The organism is Streptomyces sp. NPDC051664 (assembly GCF_044453545.1).
In the GTDB taxonomy this organism is placed as follows: Bacteria; Actinomycetota; Actinomycetes; order Streptomycetales; family Streptomycetaceae; genus Streptomyces.
Window position 1 is genome coordinate 126,023 of the sequence record NZ_JBITCU010000008.1, and the last position, 18,689, is coordinate 144,711.

The window sequence follows — 18,689 nt, forward strand, 5'->3', positions numbered from 1 at the left end:
GTGCACGGGGGGCGCACTGAGTCATCCCGGGTTCCGAGGGGGCACTTCGGCGCGCCGGTTACCTGCTCGATGAACGTCCGGATAACGGAAACGGCCTACTACATAGTGCACTTGGCCTGTGCAAGTCAAGATCTGTCTTTTCTCTCGTAACTCCGGTCGAATGTCGTCACTTGTGACGCGTATCCGCGCGCAGCCCCGCCACACCCCAAGGCTGCAGCTGCGGACGCCGGGGAGGGACAGCATCAAGTGACCACTAAGAGACGGGCGCTTCGCGCCACGGCGGTTGTCGTGGCCATGGCCGCCACCGCCGCTACGGCATCGGCATTCGCCACAGCCCAGGCGGACGAGAAGTCCCCAGGAGCGAGCAGCTCCATCGTCGACCGCCGTGATCCGGGGTCGGCCAAGGGCGGCGCGCACGACCTGGAAGGCCCTTACAGCGAGCAGCAGGACGCACAGCGTCAGGCCGCTCTGGAACAGGTCATCGCGGGCGACAAGAAGGTGTCGACGCGTGACGGCTCCAAGGTCGTCAAGCTCGACGACAAGAAGTACGTCGAGCTCGGCCGCGAGAAGACGGACAAGATCTTCACGGTCCTGGTGGAGTTCGGCGACAAGGTCGACGACACGACCATGATCGACCCGGACGGCGACGGGCCCAAGCCGCCCGTCAAGAAGTACGGCGGCACGCCCGGACCGCTGCACAACACGATAGCCAAGCCGGACCCGGCGAAGGACAACAGCACCGCCTGGCAGGCCGATTACAACCAGGCCCACTTCCAGGACCTCTACTTCGGTGAGGGCGCCGGCAAGAACTCGCTGAAGACGTACTACGAGAAGACGTCCTCCGGGCGTTACTCGGTCGACGGCGAGGTCTCCGACTGGGTCAAGGTCCCGTACAACGAGGCCCGTTACGGCTCCAACTACTGCGGCTCGTCCAACTGCGCCAACTCCTGGGACATGATCAAGGACGGCGTGAACGCCTGGGCGGCCGACCAGAAGGCCAAGGGCCGCACGCCGGAGCAGATCAAGGCGGACCTGGCGAAGTACGACCAGTGGGACCGCTACGACTTCGACAACGACGGCAACTTCAACGAGCCCGACGGCTACATCGACCACTTCCAGATCGTGCACGCTGGTGAGGACGAGTCCGCGGGCGGCGGCGTCGAGGGCGCGAACGCCATCTGGGCGCACCGCTGGTACGCGTACGGCACCAACGCCGGCGCGACCGGCCCGGCCGACAACAAGGCCGGCGGCACCCAGATCGGTGACACCGGCATCTGGGTCGGCGACTACACCGCGCAGCCCGAGAACGGCGGCCTGGGCGTCTTCGCCCACGAGTACGGCCACGACCTCGGTCTGCCGGACCTGTACGACACCACCAACACCGCCGAGAACTCGGTCGGTTTCTGGTCCCTGATGTCGGCCGGTTCCTGGCTCGGCACCGGCAAGAACGCCATCGGCGACCTGCCCGGTGACATGACCGCCTGGGACAAGCTGCAGCTGGGCTGGCTGAACTACGCCTCGGCCAAGGCCGCGACGAGCTCGCTCCACAAGCTGGGTGTCTCGGAGTACAACACCAAGGACAAGCAGGCGCTCGTCGTCACGCTGCCCGACAAGGCCGTCACCACCGCTGTCACGAAGCCCGCCGAGGGCTCCAAGCAGTGGTGGAGCGACATGGGTGACAACCTCAACAACACCCTGTCCCGTTCGGTCGACCTCACCGGCAAGTCCAAGGCGTCCCTCGACCTTTCGGGCTGGTGGGACATCGAGAAGGACTACGACTACCTCTACACCGAGGTGTCGGAGAACGGTGGCACCAGCTGGACCGCGATCGACGGCACGGCCGACGGCAAGGCGATCCCGCGTGACGCCAGCGACAAGCCGGCCCTGACCGACGTCTCCGGCAAGTACCAGAAGCTCTCGTACTCGCTGGACGCCTACGCCGGCAAGAAGATCGACATCCGCTTCCGCTACACCACCGACGGCGGCGCGGGCGGTGTGGGCTTCGCGGCCGACACCATCGCGGTCAACGCCGACGGTGCTGCGCTCTTCTCGGACAACGCCGAGGGTGACGACAACGGCTGGACCGCCAAGGGCTTCTCCCGCGTCGGCGAGTCGTTCACCAAGGAGTACCCGCAGTACTACCTCGCGGAGAACCGCCAGTACGTCTCGTACGACCAGACCCTCAAGGTCGGCCCGTACAACTTCGGCTTCTCCTCGACCCGTCCGGACTGGGTCGAGCACTACCCGTACCAGAACGGTCTGCTGATCTGGCTCTGGGACACCTCCCAGAAGGACAACAACGTCTCCGCCCACCCGGGCAAGGGCCTGATCCTGCCGATCGACGCGCACGCGAAGCCGCTGAAGTGGGCCGACGGCACCGTCCTCCGCAACAAGATCCAGCCCTTCGACGCGCCGTTCAGCTGGTGGCCGACCGACGGCTTCACGCTGCACAAGGCCGACGTGGCGGTCAAGATCAAGCCCCAGCTAGGCGTCCCGGTCTTCGACGACCACAAGGGCACCTACTGGTACGAGGAGAACGCGACCGGAAGCGTGAAGGTCGCTGACACCAACACGCGGATCACGATCGTCAGCGAGCCGCTCAGCGGCTCGACGATCACCGTCAAGGTTGGCGCCTCGCACAAGTAATTCCGCATCACCGCAGGTCAGAGCATGATCGGCCGTCGCCCTCTAGCGGGCGGCGGCCGATCGTGTTTAGGTGCCTCTTATTCAGTCTCTTATTGACACGACGTCTCACGGGGGAGTGCGGAGTATGGCCGGCGGAGGATTCAGCAAGTTGCCGAACGGCAGTGTGGTGGTCGCGATCACCCTGACCGGCCCGGCGGACGGAACGGGTCCGGGCAGCCCGGTCCGCGTCCTGGTCCATGCGGCCAACCGGGCCCGCGCGCTGACCCGCCTGCGCAACCTGGGCCTGCGCGCGGTCTACCTCCGCGGCAACGCGGAACCCCCCACCCCCGACGAGGTCACCGCGGTGCTGCACCACCCGGACGGCCTCCTCTGGCGGGCCAGACCCGAAAACGCCCAGGAGCTCTGGCACCCCATACGAACGCTGCTCTCCCCGTCGGTGCCGGCCCAGCAGAATTAGGGCCGGGCCATGATCCGGCGCCGCGCACTCGAGCGCCACGTCGGCGGAGACAAGCCCGTCCAGGGCGTCCCCCAGGCCGTAGAGGCCATGGGGGCGATCGAGGACAGAGCGGCCGCCGGGCGACCCCGGCAAGCCCCCGCCCTACACGACCGGCTTGCCGGAGAGCTCCACGCCGGCTCCGCGGAGCTCCTCAAGCGCCTGCCCCGTGGTCGCCGCGGCGACCCCCGCCGTCAGGTCCAGCAGGACATGCGTCGTGAACCCCTCCCGTACCGCGTCCAGCGCCGTGGCCCGCACGCAGTGGTCCGTGGCGATACCGACCACGTCGACCTCCGTCACGCCCCGGTCCCGCAGCCACCGCGCCAGCCCCGTCCCGTTCTCGTCGAGGCCCTCGAAGCCGCTGTACGCCGCCGCGTGCTCCCCCTTGTCGAACACCGCGTCGATCGCGCCGGAGGCGACCGCCGGGGCGAAATTGGGGTGGAAGCCGACCCCCTCCGTGCCCGCGACACAGTGCGCCGGCCAGGAGTGCTCGAAGTCCGGATGGTCGGAGAAGTGGTCGCCCGGGTCGACATGGTGGTCCCGGGTCGCCACCACATGGCGGTAACCGGCCTGGGCCTCGCCGATCAGGTCGGTGATGGCGGCGGCGACATCGGCGCCCCCCGCCACGGCGAGGCTGCCGCCCTCGCAGAAGTCGTTCTGAACGTCCACGACGATCAACGCGCGATGCATGGCGGGTGTCCTTCGATGGGGAGGTCCGACGGGGGAGGTCCGACCGGGGAGGGAATGCGAGCGGAACGGTGGGGGAAGGGCCGGAATCGAGCCTAGAGACTGGGGCTGCCTTGCGGGAGGGGGCGTCCGCTGCTGTCGCCGCCCGTCGCCTTCCCACCGTCGCACGTTCAGACGTACTCCGTAGGAATGACCGGCTCTCCCTTGGACAGCTGCATAGCCGACAGCGGCAGCCCCTGCCGCGCCGCGATGTGCCGCTCCCGGGCCGCGTCCAGCGACTCGCGGGCGACCACCTCACCACCCCTGACCAGCTCGGCCAGCAGCTGCCGGTCGGCCAGGCCGTCCGGCACCTGACCCGTGCCGATCACCTCGGCCTCGGCCACCCCGTGCTCGTCCAGCCGCCGCGCGGCCCACTTGCGACCGCCCACCGAGGACTTCGCCCCCAACGACTTCTTCGCAACCGGCTGGAGCGGTTCCGCCGGGTCGGCGGAAACCGCCCGGGCGACCAGCTTGTAGACCATCGAGCAGGTCGGCTGACCGCTGCCGGTCACCAGCTGCGTGCCCACGCCGTACGCGTTCACCGGCGCCGCGGCCAGCGACGCGATCGCGTACTCGTCGAGGTCCGACGTCACCACGATCTTCGTCCCGGTGGCGCCCAGTTCGTCGAGCTGCTGGCGCACCCGGTGCGCCACCAGCAACAGGTCCCCGGAGTCGATCCGTACCGCCCCCAGCTCGGTCCCGGCGACCTCGACCGCCGTACGGACCGCCTCGGCGACGTCGTAGGTGTCGACCAGCAGGGTCGTGCCCCGGCCGAGCGAGTCGACCTGCGCCCGGAACGCGTCGCGCTCGCTGTCGTGCAGCAGGGTGAACGCGTGCGCGCTCGTCCCGACCGTCGGGATGTTGTAGCGGAACCCCGCCGCCAGATCGGACGTCGTGTCGAAGCCGCCGATGTACGCGGCACGCGCCGACGCCACCGCCGACAGTTCATGGGTGCGTCGTGCACCCATCTCGATCAGCCCGCGCCCGCCGGCGGCCACCGACATGCGGGACGCCGCCGCGGCGATCGCCGAGTCGTGGTTGAGGATCGAAAGGATCACCGTCTCCAGCAGCACGCACTCGGCGAAGGACCCCTCGACCCGAAGGATCGGCGAGCCGGGGAAGTACACCTCGCCCTCCGGGTAGCCCCAGATGTCGCCGCTGAAGTGGAAGTCCGCCAGCCAGTCCAGCGTCGGCCCGTCGACGACGTTCCGCTCGCGCAGGAAGGTGAGCATCTCGTCGTCGAAGTGGAAGTTCTCCACCGCGTCGAGCAGCCGTCCGGTGCCCGCGACGACGCCGTAGCGCCGCCCCTCGGGCAGCCGGCGGGTGAACGCCTCGAACACCGAGTGCCGGTCGGCCGTGCCCGCCTTCAGTGCGGCCTGCACCATCGTGAGCTCGTACTGGTCGGTGAAGAGCGCTGTCGACGGCACACCGACCCGTCGCCCAAGGTCCGCAGAGTTCATGGCACGGATGCTACCGCTATTTCGTCAAAGTGACGAGATCTAGGGTCTGTTTGTGCGCTGCCCCCTCCCGAGTGGCAGCATGGGGTGGGTGAGCGTCGCCCCCGTAGAGATCGAGCGTCCAGAATCGGCCGAAGAGAACCTCGTCGTCCCCGAGCCCGATGTGCCTTGGGTGACGCTGGTCCACAACGACCCGGTCAACCTCATGAGCTACGTGACCTATGTCTTCCAGGCCTACTTCGGCTACTCCAAGGACAAGGCCCACAAGCTCATGCTCGACGTGCACCAGAAGGGCCGCGCGGTCGTCTCCAGCGGCAGCCGTGAAGAGATGGAACGCGACGTCCAGGCCATGCACGGATACGGGCTCTGGGCCACCCTCACGCAGGACCGCAACTAGCACGCCCCCTTCCCCGACCCGCCCCGTCCTCTGCCCCGCCCGACCCACCATCGGAGAGAACCCATGGCCGGCCACTTCGAGGCCACCCCCGGCGGCGGCGCGGCCGTCGCGCTCGACGAGGTGGAGATCGCGATCCTGCGCTCCCTCGCCGTCCAGCTGCTGGAGCTGATCGGCCCCGGTGACGAACCGGCCGAGGGCGAGGACCCGCTCGCCGCCCTGTTCGCCGAAGGACCCAGCGAACCGCCGACCGACCCGGCCCTGGCCCGCCTCTTCCCGGAGGCGTACGGCGACGACGACAGCGAACTGCGCGCCGCGTCCGCCGAGTTCCGCCGGTACACCGAGAACGACCTGCGCTCCCGCAAGCGCGACGACGCCCTCACCGTCGTACGCACCCTGGACGCCATCCCGGCCGGGGAGGACGGCGGGATCCTCACGCTCACCGCCGACGAATGCCGCAACTGGCTCGGCGCGCTCAACGACCTCAGGCTGACCATCGGTACCCGCCTGGACGTCTCCGACCAGGACGAAGGCGGCGAGGGATCGCTCTACCGGCTGCCCGACAGCGACCCGCGCAAGCCCATGGTCATGGCCTATCTCTGGCTGGGCGCGCTTCAGGAGACCCTCGTCGAGACCCTGATGCCGTAAGGGGCGTCCGGCCCTTCCCGGGGCCGGACCGAACGGCCATTCCCCCGTAGCCGGATCTGAAGATCACCCGTGCCGTTCCCGCCGGGTGTTCGCTCAACGAACGCTCAAATCCGAATAACGATCCCGTCACCCGAACGGCCTTTTTTGCGGCAGCTTCGAAACGCTTGTCCGCTTTTTCCTGTGGTCTGCGCCACATAATGTCCGGCGGATCACCGGTTGGCCCGTGATAGATCTTCACGACCACCCGGGGACGCCACCCCTGTTCCCGGGGGCGCTACAGCCGGCGGATCGCCGGTCGCACTCCATCCATATCCGGGGGGGATCAGGACCTGATCCGCAGCCTCAACGGCGCGGATCGGCGTGGAGAAAGGCGCATCACCATGACATCGGCGAAGGTCGACAATGGACAAGACGGCCGTCCGGCCGCAGCAACAACGGACGCGGCCGCCTCGGGCGAGGGATACCAGCGCGCCCTCGGCGCCCGCCAGATCCAGATGATCGCGATCGGCGGGGCCATCGGCACGGGCCTCTTCCTCGGTGCGGGCAAGGCCATCGCCAAGGCGGGGCCCAGCCTCATCCTGGCCTATGCCATCGCGGGCCTGGTGATCTTCTTCATCATGCGGGCGCTGGGTGAACTCCTCATGTACCGCCCGGTCTCGGGTTCCTTCTCGGAGTACGCCCGCGAATTCGTCGGGCCCTTCGCAGGCTTTGTCACCGGCTGGACCTACTGGCTCTTCTGGGTCGTCACCGGAATCACCGAAGTCACCGCGGCAGCCCAGTACATGACGTACTGGTTCGACATCGCCCAATGGGTCTCCGCACTGATCTTCACGATCATCCTGTACGCCGTGAACCTGATCTCCGTGAAACTCTTCGGTGAACTCGAATTCTGGTTCTCGATGGTCAAGGTCACGGCCATCGTCGGCATGATCCTCATCTGCGCCGGAATCCTCACCCTCGGCTTCTCCGACGCTGGGGACACCGCGAGCGTCACCCACCTCTGGTCCGACGGCGGCTTCTTCCCGCACGGCATCAGCGGCACCCTCATGACCCTGCAGATCGTGATGTTCGCCTTCCTCGCGGTCGAGCTCGTCGGCGTCACCGCGGGCGAGTCCAAGGACCCGAAGACCGTCCTGCCCAAGGCCATCAACACCGTGCCGTGGCGCATCGCCGTCTTCTACGTCGGCGCGCTGATCATGATCCTGTCGGTCGTCCCGTGGACCGAGTTCGAGCCCGGCATCTCCCCGTTCGTCGCCGCCTTCCAGAAGATGGGCCTCGGCGTCGGCGCCGCGATCGTCAACTTCGTCGTCCTGACCGCGGCCCTCTCCTCCTGCAACTCCGGCATGTACTCCACCGGACGCATGCTGCGCGACCTCGCGCTCAACGGACAGGGCCCGAAGTTCTTCACCAAGCTGACCAGGAGCGGCACCCCGCTCATCGGCACCACCTTCTCCGCCGCGCTCATGCTCGTCGGCGTCTGGATCAACTACCAGTGGCCCGGCGACGCCTTCACCTACGTCGTCTCCTTCGCCACCATCTCCGGCATGTGGGCCTGGATCATGATCCTCGTCTGCCAGATCCGCTACCGCTTCCTGGCCGACCGCGGTGTGCTCCCGCAGTCCACCTTCCGGGCCCCCGGCGCCCCGTACACCAGCATCTTCGCGCTCGCCTTCATCGGCATGGTCATCGTCATGATGGCCGTCGACAAGGACGCCAGGATCTCGTTGTACTGCGCCCCGCTCTGGGCCCTGATCCTCGGCGTCTCGTACCTGGTGCTCAAGGCCCGTAACCCCGAGAACAAGGCCTTCGCCAAGAGCTGATCCAGCGCCTTCGGCACCTTCTGTCCAGCATGCGGGCCCCCGCGTACCACTCCTCGGAGTCGCGGGGGCCCTCTGCTTATCCTGGCGCCATGCTGACCCTCACCCAGGCGCTGTACGACCAGATCGTCGCGCACTCCCGCGCGGACCACCCCGACGAGGCGTGCGGCGTGGTCGCGGGCCCGGCCGGAACAGGCCGCGCCGAGCGCTTCATCCCGATGCTCAACGCCGCCCGCTCGCCCACGTTCTACGAGTTCGACTCCGCGGACCTGCTGAAGCTGTACCGCGAGATGGACGACCGCGACGAGGAGCCGGTGATCGTCTACCACTCGCACACCGCGACCGAGGCCTACCCCTCGCGCACCGACATCACCTACGCGAATGAGCCCGGCGCCCACTACGTGCTCGTCTCCACCGCCGACACGGACGACGCGGGCCCCTTCCAGTTCCGCTCGTACCGCATCGTCGACGGTGTGATCACCGAGGAGGACGTCAAGGTCGTCGAGGCGTACGAGCCCGCCTGACCGGCCGCGGGCCGGGGGCGGGGCGGGGCGCCGCCCCGCCCCCGGCCCCTCCCTCGCCGACAGCGGTCCATCAGGCGAACGCTCACCATCCAGCAGGTGAGATCACATGCCGGAATCCTGACCGGGAATCGATACGATGACCGCATGGTTCCCCATGACGTGAGCGAGAAGACGCCGGGCACGCTGCTCGTCGCGCGCCTGCACGTCGACCTGTGCAGGCTCTCCAGCGCGATCTGTACGAGCCGCCTCCCCGTCGCAGGCAAGGCCTGAGCCGGGTCCCGGCCCGAAGCGCCGACCATCGCACTTTCCCTGCGCGGGGGCAGAGCCGCGCGCCCCACGCCACCACTCCGCTTTCGACAGGAGCCCACGCCATGGCCATCGAGGTCCGCATCCCCACCATCCTCCGCACCTACACCGACGGCGCGAAGGCCGTCGAAGGCAACGGAGAGACCCTCGCCGACCTCTTCACGGATCTCGACAGCCGCCACAACGGCATCCGTGAGCGCATCGTCGACGGTGGCGAACTCCGTCGCTTCGTGAACGTCTACCTCAACGACGAGGACGTCCGCTTCCTCGACGGCATCTCCACCAAGCTCAGCGACGGCGACAGCGTCACCATCCTCCCGGCCGTCGCGGGCGGCATGAACTGATGCGGTACGACAGCCCGCTCGCCGCGGTGGGCAACACCCCGCTCGTCCGCCTGCCCCGGCTGTCACCGTCGGACGACGTCCGCATCTGGGCCAAGCTGGAGGACCGCAACCCCACCGGCTCGATCAAGGACCGCCCCGCGCTCCACATGGTCGAACAGGCAGAGAAGGACGGCCGGTTGACCCCCGGCTGCACCATCCTGGAACCCACCAGCGGCAACACCGGCATCTCACTCGCCATGGCGGCCAAGCTCAAGGGCTACCGCATCGTCTGCGTCATGCCGGAGAACACCTCCCAGGAGCGGCGCGACCTGCTCGCCATGTGGGGCGCCGAGATCATCTCCTCCCCGGCAGCCGGCGGCTCCAACACGGCCGTCCGCGTAGCAAAGGAGCTCGCCGCCGAGCACCCCGACTGGGTGATGCTCTACCAGTACGGCAACCCGGACAACGCCGGCGCCCACTACGCCACCACCGGCCCGGAGATCCTCGCCGACCTGCCCTCCATCACCCACTTCGTGGCAGGCCTCGGCACCACCGGCACCCTGATGGGCGTCGGCCGCTTCCTGCGCGAACACAAGCCGGACATCAAGATCGTCGCCGCCGAGCCGCGCTACGACGACCTGGTCTACGGGCTCCGCAACCTCGACGAGGGCTTCGTCCCCGAGCTCTACGACGCCTCGGTCCTCACCACCCGCTTCTCCGTCGGCTCCGCCGACGCCGTCACCCGCACCCGCGAACTCCTCCAGCAGGAAGGCATCTTCGCGGGCGTCTCCACCGGTGCGGCGCTCCACGCGGCGATCGGCGTCGGCACCAAGGCGGTCAAGGCCGGGGAGCCGGCCGACATCGTCTTCGTCGTCGCGGACGGCGGCTGGAAGTACCTGTCGACGGGCGTCTACACCGCCCCGACCACGGAAGCCGCCATCGAAACGCTGCACGGCCAGCTCTGGGCCTAGGGTCCTTCGTTTGGATCAGGCTGGATCAGGGAGCGGCTGGATCAGGCTGGATCAGGGAGCGGCCGCCGCGGAGCGTCGGCAACTGACGACAACGCGGCAGATGTGCGTGCCAGGCCCCGCGAGCCCGGCATGACCCAAACGAGAGGCCCTAGCCCGGAGCTCAGGCGGCTCCCAGATGCCGGGCGGGCTGGAGACATCCAGCCCGCCCGGCATTTTCAGCCCCTCCGGCGGTCGAGGAGCGGGGTCCGCGGCGGAGCCCCTCACACAGAGCGGAGCCGCACATGGTCATAGCCCGGAGGGGCAGATGGCGGACAGCCCGCCGCATGCGTCCCACCGCCACCGCCCCTGCACCTCACCCGAACCGTCGCACCTGATCCCACACCCCCGGATCCACCACCCCCACCCGCCGCCGGAACCCCCGCACCGCCACATCCCGCAGCTCATCCGTCTCCAGGAAGCTCGCCCGCCCCTGCGGATCGCCCACCGCGCCCGGCGGCAGCGCGATCACCCCCGGCCGCTCCTCGTGATGCTTGCTGGTGATCTTCGCGACGCGCGCGGCGCCATCCCGTACCGACAGCACCAGGCACGGCCGGTCCTTCGACCCGGGCCCGTCCTCGTACGGAACCTCGGCCCACCAGATCTCACCCGGCCGTGGCGTGCCCTCCGGCCCGCCCCGGGGCCCCTCCGTCCTCCCCGGCGGGCGCGTCCGCGCCCTCGGGTGCCCACCCGGGCGCCGGCCACCGCGCCCGAGCCGGCCCCGTCCGTCGGCAATCGCGGCAATGAGTGCCAGCAGTACGACCGCGCCGAGCGCCGGCCACCAGGACATGTTCATGCACCGACGGTACCGGCGCCTCCGCAGGCCCGCGCCTCGCAACCGCTTCCATCGAACCGGTGACAGAGCAGGTGAGTTCGCCCACAACGGCAGGCCTTGGAGGAGCGACCAGGTGTTTGGCGCCTTACGCTCAACAAATCGCACGAACCCTCCCCGTTCCCACGTCTCGGAGGTTCACGCTCCATGAAGCTCACCGTCGTCGGCTGCTCCGGCTCGTTCCCGTCCGCGGGTTCGGCATGCTCGAGCTACCTCGTAGAGGCCGACGGCTTCCGGCTGCTCCTCGACATGGGTAACGGCGCCCTCGGCGAGCTGCAGCGCCACATCGGTCTCTACGACCTGGACGCCATCTTCCTCAGCCATCTCCATGCCGATCACTGCATCGACATGTGCGCGTACTTCGTGGTGCGCTACTACCGGCACGACGGCGGACGACCGGAGCCCATCCCGGTCTACGGCCCCGACGGCACCGAGCAGCGGCTGACGGCCGCGCACGGGGACACCCCGTCCGACCGGGCGATGAGTGAGGTCTTCGACTTCCACACGCTGAAGTCCGGCTCGTTCGACATCGGCCCCTTCTCGGTCCGTACGGAGAAGGTCTGCCACCCCGTCGACACCTTCGGCATCCGCATCGAGCACGACGGCCGCTCGCTGACGTACTCCAGCGACACCGGAATCTGCGAAGCGCTGGACGAACTCGCCGAGGGCACCGATCTGTTCCTCTGCGAAGCGTCGTTCACCCACGGCAAGGAGGACATTCCGGACCTCCACCTCAACGGCCGCGAAGCGGGCGAAATCGCCGCGCGCGGGAAGGTGGGCCGGCTCGTCCTGACCCACATCCCGCCGTGGACGGACGCGGACCGCAATCTGGCGGACGCCCACGCGATCTACGGCGGCCCGGTGGACCTGGCGGTCCCGGGTGCGGTCTACGAGATCTAGGGCCCCGAGTAGGTACGACAGAGCCCCCCGCCCTCCGTCCGGAGGGTGGGGGGCTCTGCCGTACCAATGTGCAGGGCGAGGTCTACTTCGCCTCGGCCTTGAGCAGCTCGGCGAGCTCCTCGTCCGACTCCCGGCCCGGGGTCGGCAGGTTGAACTTGATGATCGCGAAGCGGAAGACCACGTAGTAGACCACCGCGAAGCAGAGACCGACCAGGACCAGCATCCACGGCTTCGTCGCGATACCGAGGTTCAAGAAGAAGTCCACCGCACCGGCCGAGAAGCCGAAGCCGTCCTTCATGCCGAGCCCCCAGGTCAGAGCCATGGAGACACCCGTCAGCACCGCGTGGATCGCGTACAGCACCGGGGCGATGAACATGAACGTGAACTCGATCGGCTCGGTCACACCGGTCACGAACGCGGTGGCCGCGAGGGAGAACATCATGCCGCCGACGACCTTGCGGCGCTCCGGGCGGGCGCAGTGGACGATCGCGAGGCAGGCCGCCGGAAGGGCGAACATCATGATCGGGAAGAAGCCGGTCATGAACTGTCCGGCCTGCGGGTCACCGGCCAGGAATCGGGCGATGTCGCCGTGGGCGCCCTTGTACTCGCCCGCCTGGAACCACGGGAACGAGTTCAGCAGGTGGTGCATGCCGACCGGGATCAGCGCACGGTTGGCGACACCGAAGATGCCCGCGCCGACGGCGCCGGAACCGACCAGCCACTCACCGAAGTTGTGCAGACCGGCGCCGAGGACCGGCCAGATCAGACCGAAGACGATGCCGATGATCAGGCCCGCGAAGGCCGACAGGATCGGGACGAGGCGACGGCCGCTGAAGAAGCCCGCCCAGTCGGGCAGCTTCGTCCGGTAGAACTTCTGGTAGAGCAGGGCCACGACTATGCCGATCACGACACCGCCGAGCACGCCGGCGTTGACCGGCGCGTCGCTCATGACGATCTTGCCGTCCACGACGCTTGCGACCTGGGGCAGGTTGCTGTCGGTGAAGGTGGCGAGCACCTTCTGGAAGACCAGGTAGCCGGTGACCGCGGCGAGGGCCGTCGAACCGTCCGACTTCTTGGCGAAACCGATCGCGATACCCACGGCGAACAGCAGCGCCATGTTGTCGAGAATGGCCCCGCCGCCCGCGGACATGTAGCCGGCGAGCTTCGTGATGAAGGTCGGGAACGAGTCGCGGCCGAGCATGTCGGCGTTGCCGAGCCGGACCAGCAGAGCGGCTGCGGGCAGCACCGCGACGGGCAGCATGAGGCTGCGGCCGATGCGCTGCATAACAGCCATCACACCCGCACCCTTCTTCTTGGTGGCCGCGGGTGCGGCGCTCGCCGTGGTCATCAACTTCCTCCATTGGACAAGGCGCCGCCAGGTACAGGGATTCTTTGGGGGCGACGACTCCAGAAACGTGACGGGCGCCACGTGGTCTAAACCACTCAGTGGTGTAGACCAGTTTTAGCACGGTGTGGGTTGTATAAGGAACCTGCAAATGTCGACTACTTCGCAGTAGCTCATCGATACGTTCAGTGACATGAAGAAGGCCCCCGGACCGTGAGGTCCGAGGGCCTTTGCCGACCGGGGGCGGAGCCCGGGCGGTGACCTACTTGACGAGGTCTTTCTCGATCTCTGCCTCCAGTTCGTCGGGCTCCCGTCCAGGGGTCTGGAGGTTGAACCTGGTGATCGCGAACCGGAACAGCGCGTAGTACACCACTGCGAAGCAGAGACCGATCGGAATGATCAGCCACGGTTTCGTCGCCAGACTCCAGTTGATGACGTAGTCGATCAGACCCGCCGAGAAGCTGAAGCCGTCCTTCACGCCCAGCCCCCAGCTCACCGCCATCGACACACCGGTGAGCACCGCGTGGATCGCATACAGAAGCGGGGCGACGAAGAGGAACGAGTACTCGATCGGCTCGGTGATACCCGTCACGAACGACGTCAGGCCGACCGAGAGCATCATGCCGCCGACCGCCTTCCGGCGATGCGGCTTGGCGCAGTGGTAGATCGCCAGGGCCGCCGCCGGAAGCGCGAACATCATGATCGGGAAGAATCCCGTGGTGAACTGCCCGGCCGTCGGGTCGCCCTGCAGGAACCGGTTGATGTCACCGTGGACCACGGTCCCGTCCGGCTTGGTGAAGTCGCCGAACTGGAACCAGACGAAGGTGTTCAGGAACTGGTGCAGGCCGATGACCAGCAGCGCGCGGTTGGCGACGCCGAAGATCCCGGAGCCCAGCCAGTTCAGATCGGTCAGCCACTCGGAGAAGCTGATCAGGCCGTCACCGATCGGCGCCCACAGCCAGGCGCACAGGGCCGCGAAGAGCAGCCCGACGAACGCCATGATGATCGGCACGAGCCGCCGGCCGTTGAAGAAGCCCAGCCAGTCGACCAGCTTGACCCGGTGGTACCGCTGCCAGAACCACGCGGACAGCAGGCCCATCACGATGCCCCCGAACACCCCGGGGTTCTGGTACTCGGCGGCCGTCACCTGGGCATCGCCGGTGACGCAGGTGCCGAACCACGTGCCGCCGGCGGTGAATGTGGAGCCCGGGGCGCAGTCCACCGGGAAGGCGTGCAGCACCGCGTAATAGACGAGGAAGCCGGTCACCGCGGCGAGCGCCGTCGAGCCGTCCGACTTCTTCGCCATCCCGATGGCGACACCGACGCAGAACAGCAGCGGCAGACCCAGCCCGGAGTCGAGCAGCGCACCACCGGCCGCGGCGAAGACCTTGGCGATGTTGTTCCAGCCGAGCCCCTTGTTCCCGAACACGTCCTCCTGGCCGAGCCGGTTGAGGATGCCCGCGGCCGGGAGCACCGCGATCGGGAGCTGGAGGCTGCGTCCCATCTTCTGGAGGCCCTGGAACAGACCGTTCCACCACTGTTTCCGTGGCACGGCGGCGCTGTCTGAGCTCATCGTCGTCCTCCCGGAACAGGCCACGTTTGGCGGTCGACGCAAACTGGTGTAGACCAGTTGCGTCACGGTGCGGAGCCCGCCCGGAAGACAGGGCGCCGGTGATCGTCATCATTGGTGATGGGTCGACAGCTCGCTCGCGAAGTTGGGCCAACCGTGCGTTACCGTGACGAAACGGACCCATGGTGGGCCGGCATGCGGACGCGAACAATCAGGGAGAACGACATGGCCAGCAAGGCTGAGAAGATCGTCGCCGGGCTCGGCGGTATCGACAACATCGAAGAGGTCGAAGGCTGCATCACCCGCCTCCGCACCGAAGTCATCGACCCGAGCAAGGTCGACGAAGTCGCGCTCAAGGCCGCCGGCGCCCACGGCGTCGTCAAGATGGGCACCGCGATCCAGGTCGTCATCGGCACCGACGCCGACCCCATCGCCGCCGACATCGAAGACATGATGTGACCACCCGCTGAGCCCGCCCGGCTCCACACCCCACAGGCCCCGCTCCCGCCCGGACCGGGGCCTGCGGCGCAGCCGATAGGCTCGACGCCATGTCTCGTATCGACGGCCGCACCTCCGAACAGCTCCGCCCCGTCACCATCGAACGCGGATGGAGCAAGCACGCCGAAGGCTCAGTCCTCATCTCCTTCGGCGACACCAAGGTCTTCTGCACCGCCTCCGTCACCGAAGGCGTCCCGCGCTGGCGCAAGGGCAGCGGCGAAGGCTGGGTCACCGCCGAATACTCCATGCTGCCCCGCTCCACCAACACCCGCGGCGACCGCGAATCCGTACGCGGCAAGATCGGCGGCCGCACCCACGAGATCAGCCGCCTCATCGGCCGCTCCCTGCGCGCCGTGATCGACTACAAGGCCCTCGGCGAGAACACCATCGTCCTCGACTGCGATGTCCTCCAGGCCGACGGCGGCACCCGCACCGCCGCCATCACGGGTGCCTACGTCGCCCTCGCCGACGCCATCACCTGGGCCCAGGGCAAGAAGCTCATCAGGCACGGCCGCAAGCCGCTCACCGGCACCGTCTCCGCCGTCAGCGTCGGCATCGTCGACGGCACCCCGCTCCTCGACCTCTGCTACGAGGAGGACGTCCGCGCCGAGACCGACATGAACGTCGTCTGCACCGGCGACGGCCGCTTCGTCGAAGTCCAGGGCACCGCCGAGGCCGAGCCGTTCGACCGCAAGGAACTGAACGCGCTTCTCGACCTCGCCACCGCGGGCTGCGTCGACCTGACCGCGTACCAGCACGTGGCACTCGCCCGCACCCTCGGCGAGTAAAGAAGCAACCAAATACGCACCACAGAGCGTCGTGACGAGTACGGGCGCACGGGTCGAACCGTGCGCCCGTCCGCGTATCCGCATCCGGGGAGGAACCCGCACCATGGCCAAGGCCACCCGCCACCGCCGCACCACCGTCGCGCTGACCCTGACCGCCCTCACCATCGCTCTCACCGCAGCAACCGGCTGCGGCGCCGTCGACAAGGCGCTCGACTGCGTCCGCACCGCCGACGCCATCGCCACCAGCGTCAACAACCTCCAACAGGCCGTCTCCAACGCCTCGAACGACCCCACCCAGGCAGCCGAAGCACTCGACGAGATCGACAAGGAACTCGGCAACCTCGGCGACACGACCGACAACGCCGACCTCTCCAAGGCCGTCGACGACCTCCAGACCGGCGTCAAGAACGTCCGCACCTCCATAGACAACGGCGACGCCACCCCCGACATCACCCCGGTCACCGACGCCGCCAAGGAGATAGGCAACGTCTGCACCTCGTAGCACCGGGCCCGGCCCGCCCCGCGATAATCGGCACATGACCCGCCTGATCCTCGCCACCCGCAACGCCGGGAAAGTCAACGAACTCCACGCGATCCTCGCCGACGCCGGCCTCACCTACGAACTCGTCGGCGCGGACGCGTACCCCGACATCCCCGACGTCAAGGAAACCGGCGTCACCTTCGCCGAGAACGCCCTCCTCAAGGCCCACGCCCTCGCACAGGCCACCGGCCACCCCGCGATCGCCGACGACTCCGGCCTCTGCGTCGACGTACTCGGCGGCGCCCCCGGCATCTTCTCGGCCCGCTGGTCCGGCACCCACGGCAACGACCGCGCCAACCTGGACCTGCTCCTGGCCCAGCTCTCCGACATCGACGACACCCACCGCGCCGCCCACTTCGCCTGCGCGGCAGCCCTCGCCCTCCCGGACGGCACGGAACACGTGGTCGAGGGCCACCTCCTCGGCACCCTGCGCCACACCCCGTCCGGCACGAACGGTTTCGGCTACGACCCGATCCTCCAGCCGGAGGGCATGACCGCGACCTGCGCGGAACTGACCCCGGCGGAGAAGAACGCGATCAGCCACCGGGGGAAGGCGTTCCGGGCGCTGGTGCCGGTGGTGCGGGAGCTGGTGGGGTGACGGTGGCAGTACGCTGAAGGCCCGGCACGCAATTGCTGCGAGCCGGGCCTTCGATTCCATCGTCAGTGCGGCCGGTGGGATTCGAACCCACACAGGATTTCTCCCAGATGCCCCTAAAACACCCGCCGATACCAGTTTGGCTACGGCCGCGTATCCGGATCCATCCTAGCGGGCCGGGGCCCCTCGTGGCGCAGCGAGGCCGCTACGTGGAGATACGCGGTTTGCTCTTCCAGTTGCGGCACCATGTATCGGTGAGGGCATGGCAGTTAGGGCACAGGTAGCGGAGATTTCCCGCCCGGTTGTCGAGCCAATCGCCGCTGATGTGGTCGATCTGAAGCGTGATCGGCTGACCCTGCCATTCGCCCGGATTGCCGCAGGCAGCGCATCGGTACGGGATACCGACCTCTTGCAGCGCGCGGTGCAGCCTTGTTCGGTTTGCACGCGATGACCCCTGCGGCATGACCACAAGTGTTGTCGATGCGATCGACTTCGGCTCACACGCCCGGGTCGAGCCTGAGGCCCAGGGCCGACGCCTGAAGTGGCTGGTGTCCAGCTCGAGTTGGGCCACCTTGCGCCTTATGTGCCGATGGTTCGTATCGTTCACCGCAAGGCCGAGTGCGCGCATGACATCTGCGTAGCTGGTGGCCTTCGGGATAGCGGCGCGCAAGGCGTCCTCCGGGATGGCCAGGCGAGCGTTGCGGAAGTGCGAAGTGTCAATTCCGTTCCTGCGGAGCATCCCTGCAACGGCAGCGCGCGATTGGCTGTCGTCGCGCACTCCGAGTTCTCGTGCCACTCCGCGAATGCTCTCGGCCGAGGCGGCAGCCGTCCGTAGCTCCTGCAGGGTGTACAAGTGGCCCAGCTGGGGGCGGCCCATGCCGGGGAAGTGGCTGACGTCGATCCCCGCGGCAGCGATGCGACGACTTATGTGGGACAACGTTCCGGATGCCGGAGTCGCCCCCAGTTTGTTGACGACCTCACGCAGCGACGATGATGTTGCGGCAGCGGCTGCTATGGCCTCGTCGGTGTACTTACGCCAGGGACTGCGCTTCTTGAAGTGGCTGGTGTCGAGACCGAACCCGACGACCTTCTTCTGGAGGGCGCGTCGCCGGCCGCCACTCGGCTTGAGGGCGAGGCGACGCATCAGATCCGTCCAGTTGGTTGAGGCCGCCACGGCTTCAGCAAGTACTTCCCGACCACCCGTTTCCAGCAGCTCACGAGTGTATCGAACCGCCATCGATCCCCTCCGTTCCCGACCGCATGTTCGCGGTCTCGTACG

At 68.0% G+C, this 18,689-nt stretch carries 20 protein-coding genes and 1 tRNA gene; 14 read left to right on the plus strand and 7 right to left on the minus strand.

The window, feature by feature from the left end:
• Window positions 1–246 precede the first annotated feature (246 nt).
• Together ACIA8E_RS17540 and ACIA8E_RS17545 are read left to right on the plus strand one after the other, a co-directional pair.
• Window positions 247–2,646 carry an immune inhibitor A domain-containing protein gene (locus ACIA8E_RS17540; protein ID WP_399298876.1) on the plus strand — a complete coding sequence of 800 codons (2,400 nt, stop codon included), beginning with the start codon at window positions 247–249 and terminating at the stop codon, window positions 2,644–2,646.
• Window positions 2,647–2,770: 124 nt separating this feature from the next.
• Window positions 2,771–3,103 (plus strand): hypothetical protein, encoded by a 333-nt coding sequence (locus tag ACIA8E_RS17545; RefSeq protein WP_030971076.1) that lies wholly within the window; start codon window positions 2,771–2,773, stop codon window positions 3,101–3,103.
• Between the two features lie 141 nt (window positions 3,104–3,244).
• Here the strand turns inward: ACIA8E_RS17545 and ACIA8E_RS17550 are convergent, their stop codons facing one another.
• Window positions 3,245–3,829: an isochorismatase family protein gene (locus ACIA8E_RS17550; protein ID WP_399298878.1), complete on the minus strand. Its 585-nt coding sequence runs from the start codon at window positions 3,827–3,829 to the stop codon at window positions 3,245–3,247.
• Window positions 3,830–3,996: 167 nt separating this feature from the next.
• Window positions 3,997–5,325: a nicotinate phosphoribosyltransferase gene (locus ACIA8E_RS17555; RefSeq protein WP_399298880.1), complete on the minus strand. Its 1,329-nt coding sequence runs from the start codon at window positions 5,323–5,325 to the stop codon at window positions 3,997–3,999.
• A 79-nt stretch (window positions 5,326–5,404) separates the two neighbouring features.
• On the opposite strand from ACIA8E_RS17555, the gene clpS reads away from it, so the two are divergent.
• The 7 genes from clpS to ACIA8E_RS17590 all read left to right on the plus strand — a co-directional run bounded on the left by clpS (window position 5,405) and on the right by ACIA8E_RS17590 (window position 10,305).
• On the plus strand, window positions 5,405–5,719 hold the full coding sequence (clpS, locus tag ACIA8E_RS17560) for an ATP-dependent Clp protease adapter ClpS (RefSeq protein ID WP_030971071.1): 315 nt from the start codon (window positions 5,405–5,407) through the stop codon (window positions 5,717–5,719).
• Window positions 5,720–5,782: 63 nt separating this feature from the next.
• A complete protein-coding gene (locus tag ACIA8E_RS17565; protein ID WP_267004940.1) occupies window positions 5,783–6,364 on the plus strand; it encodes a DUF2017 domain-containing protein in 582 nt (193 codons plus the stop codon).
• Window positions 6,365–6,744: 380 nt separating this feature from the next.
• The gene (locus ACIA8E_RS17570; RefSeq protein ID WP_399298882.1) at window positions 6,745–8,184 is read left to right on the plus strand and encodes an amino acid permease; all 1,440 of its coding nucleotides are present in this window, start codon (window positions 6,745–6,747) and stop codon (window positions 8,182–8,184) included.
• A gap of 89 nt (window positions 8,185–8,273) precedes the next feature.
• Entirely contained in the window at window positions 8,274–8,705 is a 432-nt protein-coding gene (locus ACIA8E_RS17575; RefSeq protein ID WP_030923086.1) for a Mov34/MPN/PAD-1 family protein, read from the plus strand.
• 144 nt (window positions 8,706–8,849) lie between these two features.
• The gene (locus ACIA8E_RS17580; RefSeq protein WP_256223732.1) at window positions 8,850–8,975 is read left to right on the plus strand and encodes a putative leader peptide; all 126 of its coding nucleotides are present in this window, start codon (window positions 8,850–8,852) and stop codon (window positions 8,973–8,975) included.
• Between the two features lie 101 nt (window positions 8,976–9,076).
• Window positions 9,077–9,355, plus strand: coding sequence for a MoaD/ThiS family protein (locus tag ACIA8E_RS17585; RefSeq protein WP_030971063.1), 279 nt, complete (start codon window positions 9,077–9,079; stop codon window positions 9,353–9,355).
• Window positions 9,355–10,305 carry a PLP-dependent cysteine synthase family protein gene (locus ACIA8E_RS17590; RefSeq protein WP_399298884.1) on the plus strand — a complete coding sequence of 317 codons (951 nt, stop codon included), beginning with the start codon at window positions 9,355–9,357 and terminating at the stop codon, window positions 10,303–10,305. Before ACIA8E_RS17585 ends, ACIA8E_RS17590 begins: the two co-directional genes overlap by 1 nt.
• A 352-nt stretch (window positions 10,306–10,657) precedes the next feature.
• Here ACIA8E_RS17590 and ACIA8E_RS17595 read toward each other — a convergent pair whose 3' ends face one another.
• Window positions 10,658–11,137, minus strand: a complete 480-nt coding sequence (locus tag ACIA8E_RS17595) for a type II toxin-antitoxin system PemK/MazF family toxin (protein WP_399298886.1) — start codon at window positions 11,135–11,137, stop codon at window positions 10,658–10,660.
• Window positions 11,138–11,320: 183 nt separating this feature from the next.
• Here ACIA8E_RS17595 and ACIA8E_RS17600 point away from each other — a divergent pair, with 183 nt between their 5' ends.
• Window positions 11,321–12,073, plus strand: a complete 753-nt coding sequence (locus tag ACIA8E_RS17600) for an MBL fold metallo-hydrolase (RefSeq protein ID WP_399298888.1) — start codon at window positions 11,321–11,323, stop codon at window positions 12,071–12,073.
• Window positions 12,074–12,155: 82 nt separating this feature from the next.
• On the opposite strand, the gene ACIA8E_RS17605 is transcribed toward ACIA8E_RS17600, so the two are convergent.
• Both ACIA8E_RS17605 and ACIA8E_RS17610 read right to left on the minus strand, forming a co-directional pair.
• Window positions 12,156–13,421 carry a PTS transporter subunit EIIC gene (locus ACIA8E_RS17605; protein WP_399298890.1) on the minus strand — a complete coding sequence of 422 codons (1,266 nt, stop codon included), beginning with the start codon at window positions 13,419–13,421 and terminating at the stop codon, window positions 12,156–12,158.
• Between the two features lie 259 nt (window positions 13,422–13,680).
• Complete coding sequence (locus ACIA8E_RS17610; protein WP_399298892.1) at window positions 13,681–14,991, minus strand: PTS transporter subunit EIIC; 1,311 nt, start codon at window positions 14,989–14,991, stop codon at window positions 13,681–13,683.
• 192 nt (window positions 14,992–15,183) lie between these two features.
• Between ACIA8E_RS17610 and ACIA8E_RS17615 the strand changes: the two genes are divergently transcribed.
• The 4 genes from ACIA8E_RS17615 to rdgB all read left to right on the plus strand — a co-directional run bounded on the left by ACIA8E_RS17615 (window position 15,184) and on the right by rdgB (window position 17,413).
• Window positions 15,184–15,447, plus strand: a complete 264-nt coding sequence (locus ACIA8E_RS17615; protein ID WP_078852671.1) for a glucose PTS transporter subunit EIIB — start codon at window positions 15,184–15,186, stop codon at window positions 15,445–15,447.
• An 89-nt stretch (window positions 15,448–15,536) separates the two neighbouring features.
• Window positions 15,537–16,274, plus strand: coding sequence for a ribonuclease PH (gene rph / locus ACIA8E_RS17620; RefSeq protein WP_030923110.1), 738 nt, complete (start codon window positions 15,537–15,539; stop codon window positions 16,272–16,274).
• Between the two features lie 103 nt (window positions 16,275–16,377).
• Window positions 16,378–16,776 (plus strand): hypothetical protein, encoded by a 399-nt coding sequence (locus ACIA8E_RS17625; RefSeq protein ID WP_326603955.1) that lies wholly within the window; start codon window positions 16,378–16,380, stop codon window positions 16,774–16,776.
• A 34-nt stretch (window positions 16,777–16,810) separates the two neighbouring features.
• Window positions 16,811–17,413, plus strand: coding sequence for an RdgB/HAM1 family non-canonical purine NTP pyrophosphatase (rdgB, locus tag ACIA8E_RS17630; protein ID WP_399298895.1), 603 nt, complete (start codon window positions 16,811–16,813; stop codon window positions 17,411–17,413).
• 66 nt (window positions 17,414–17,479) lie between these two features.
• Here rdgB and ACIA8E_RS17635 read toward each other — a convergent pair.
• A tRNA-Leu gene (locus ACIA8E_RS17635) sits at window positions 17,480–17,563 on the minus strand.
• Window positions 17,564–17,615: 52 nt separating this feature from the next.
• Window positions 17,616–18,647, minus strand: coding sequence for an HNH endonuclease signature motif containing protein (locus ACIA8E_RS17640; protein WP_399298897.1), 1,032 nt, complete (start codon window positions 18,645–18,647; stop codon window positions 17,616–17,618).
• Window positions 18,648–18,689 lie beyond the last annotated feature (42 nt).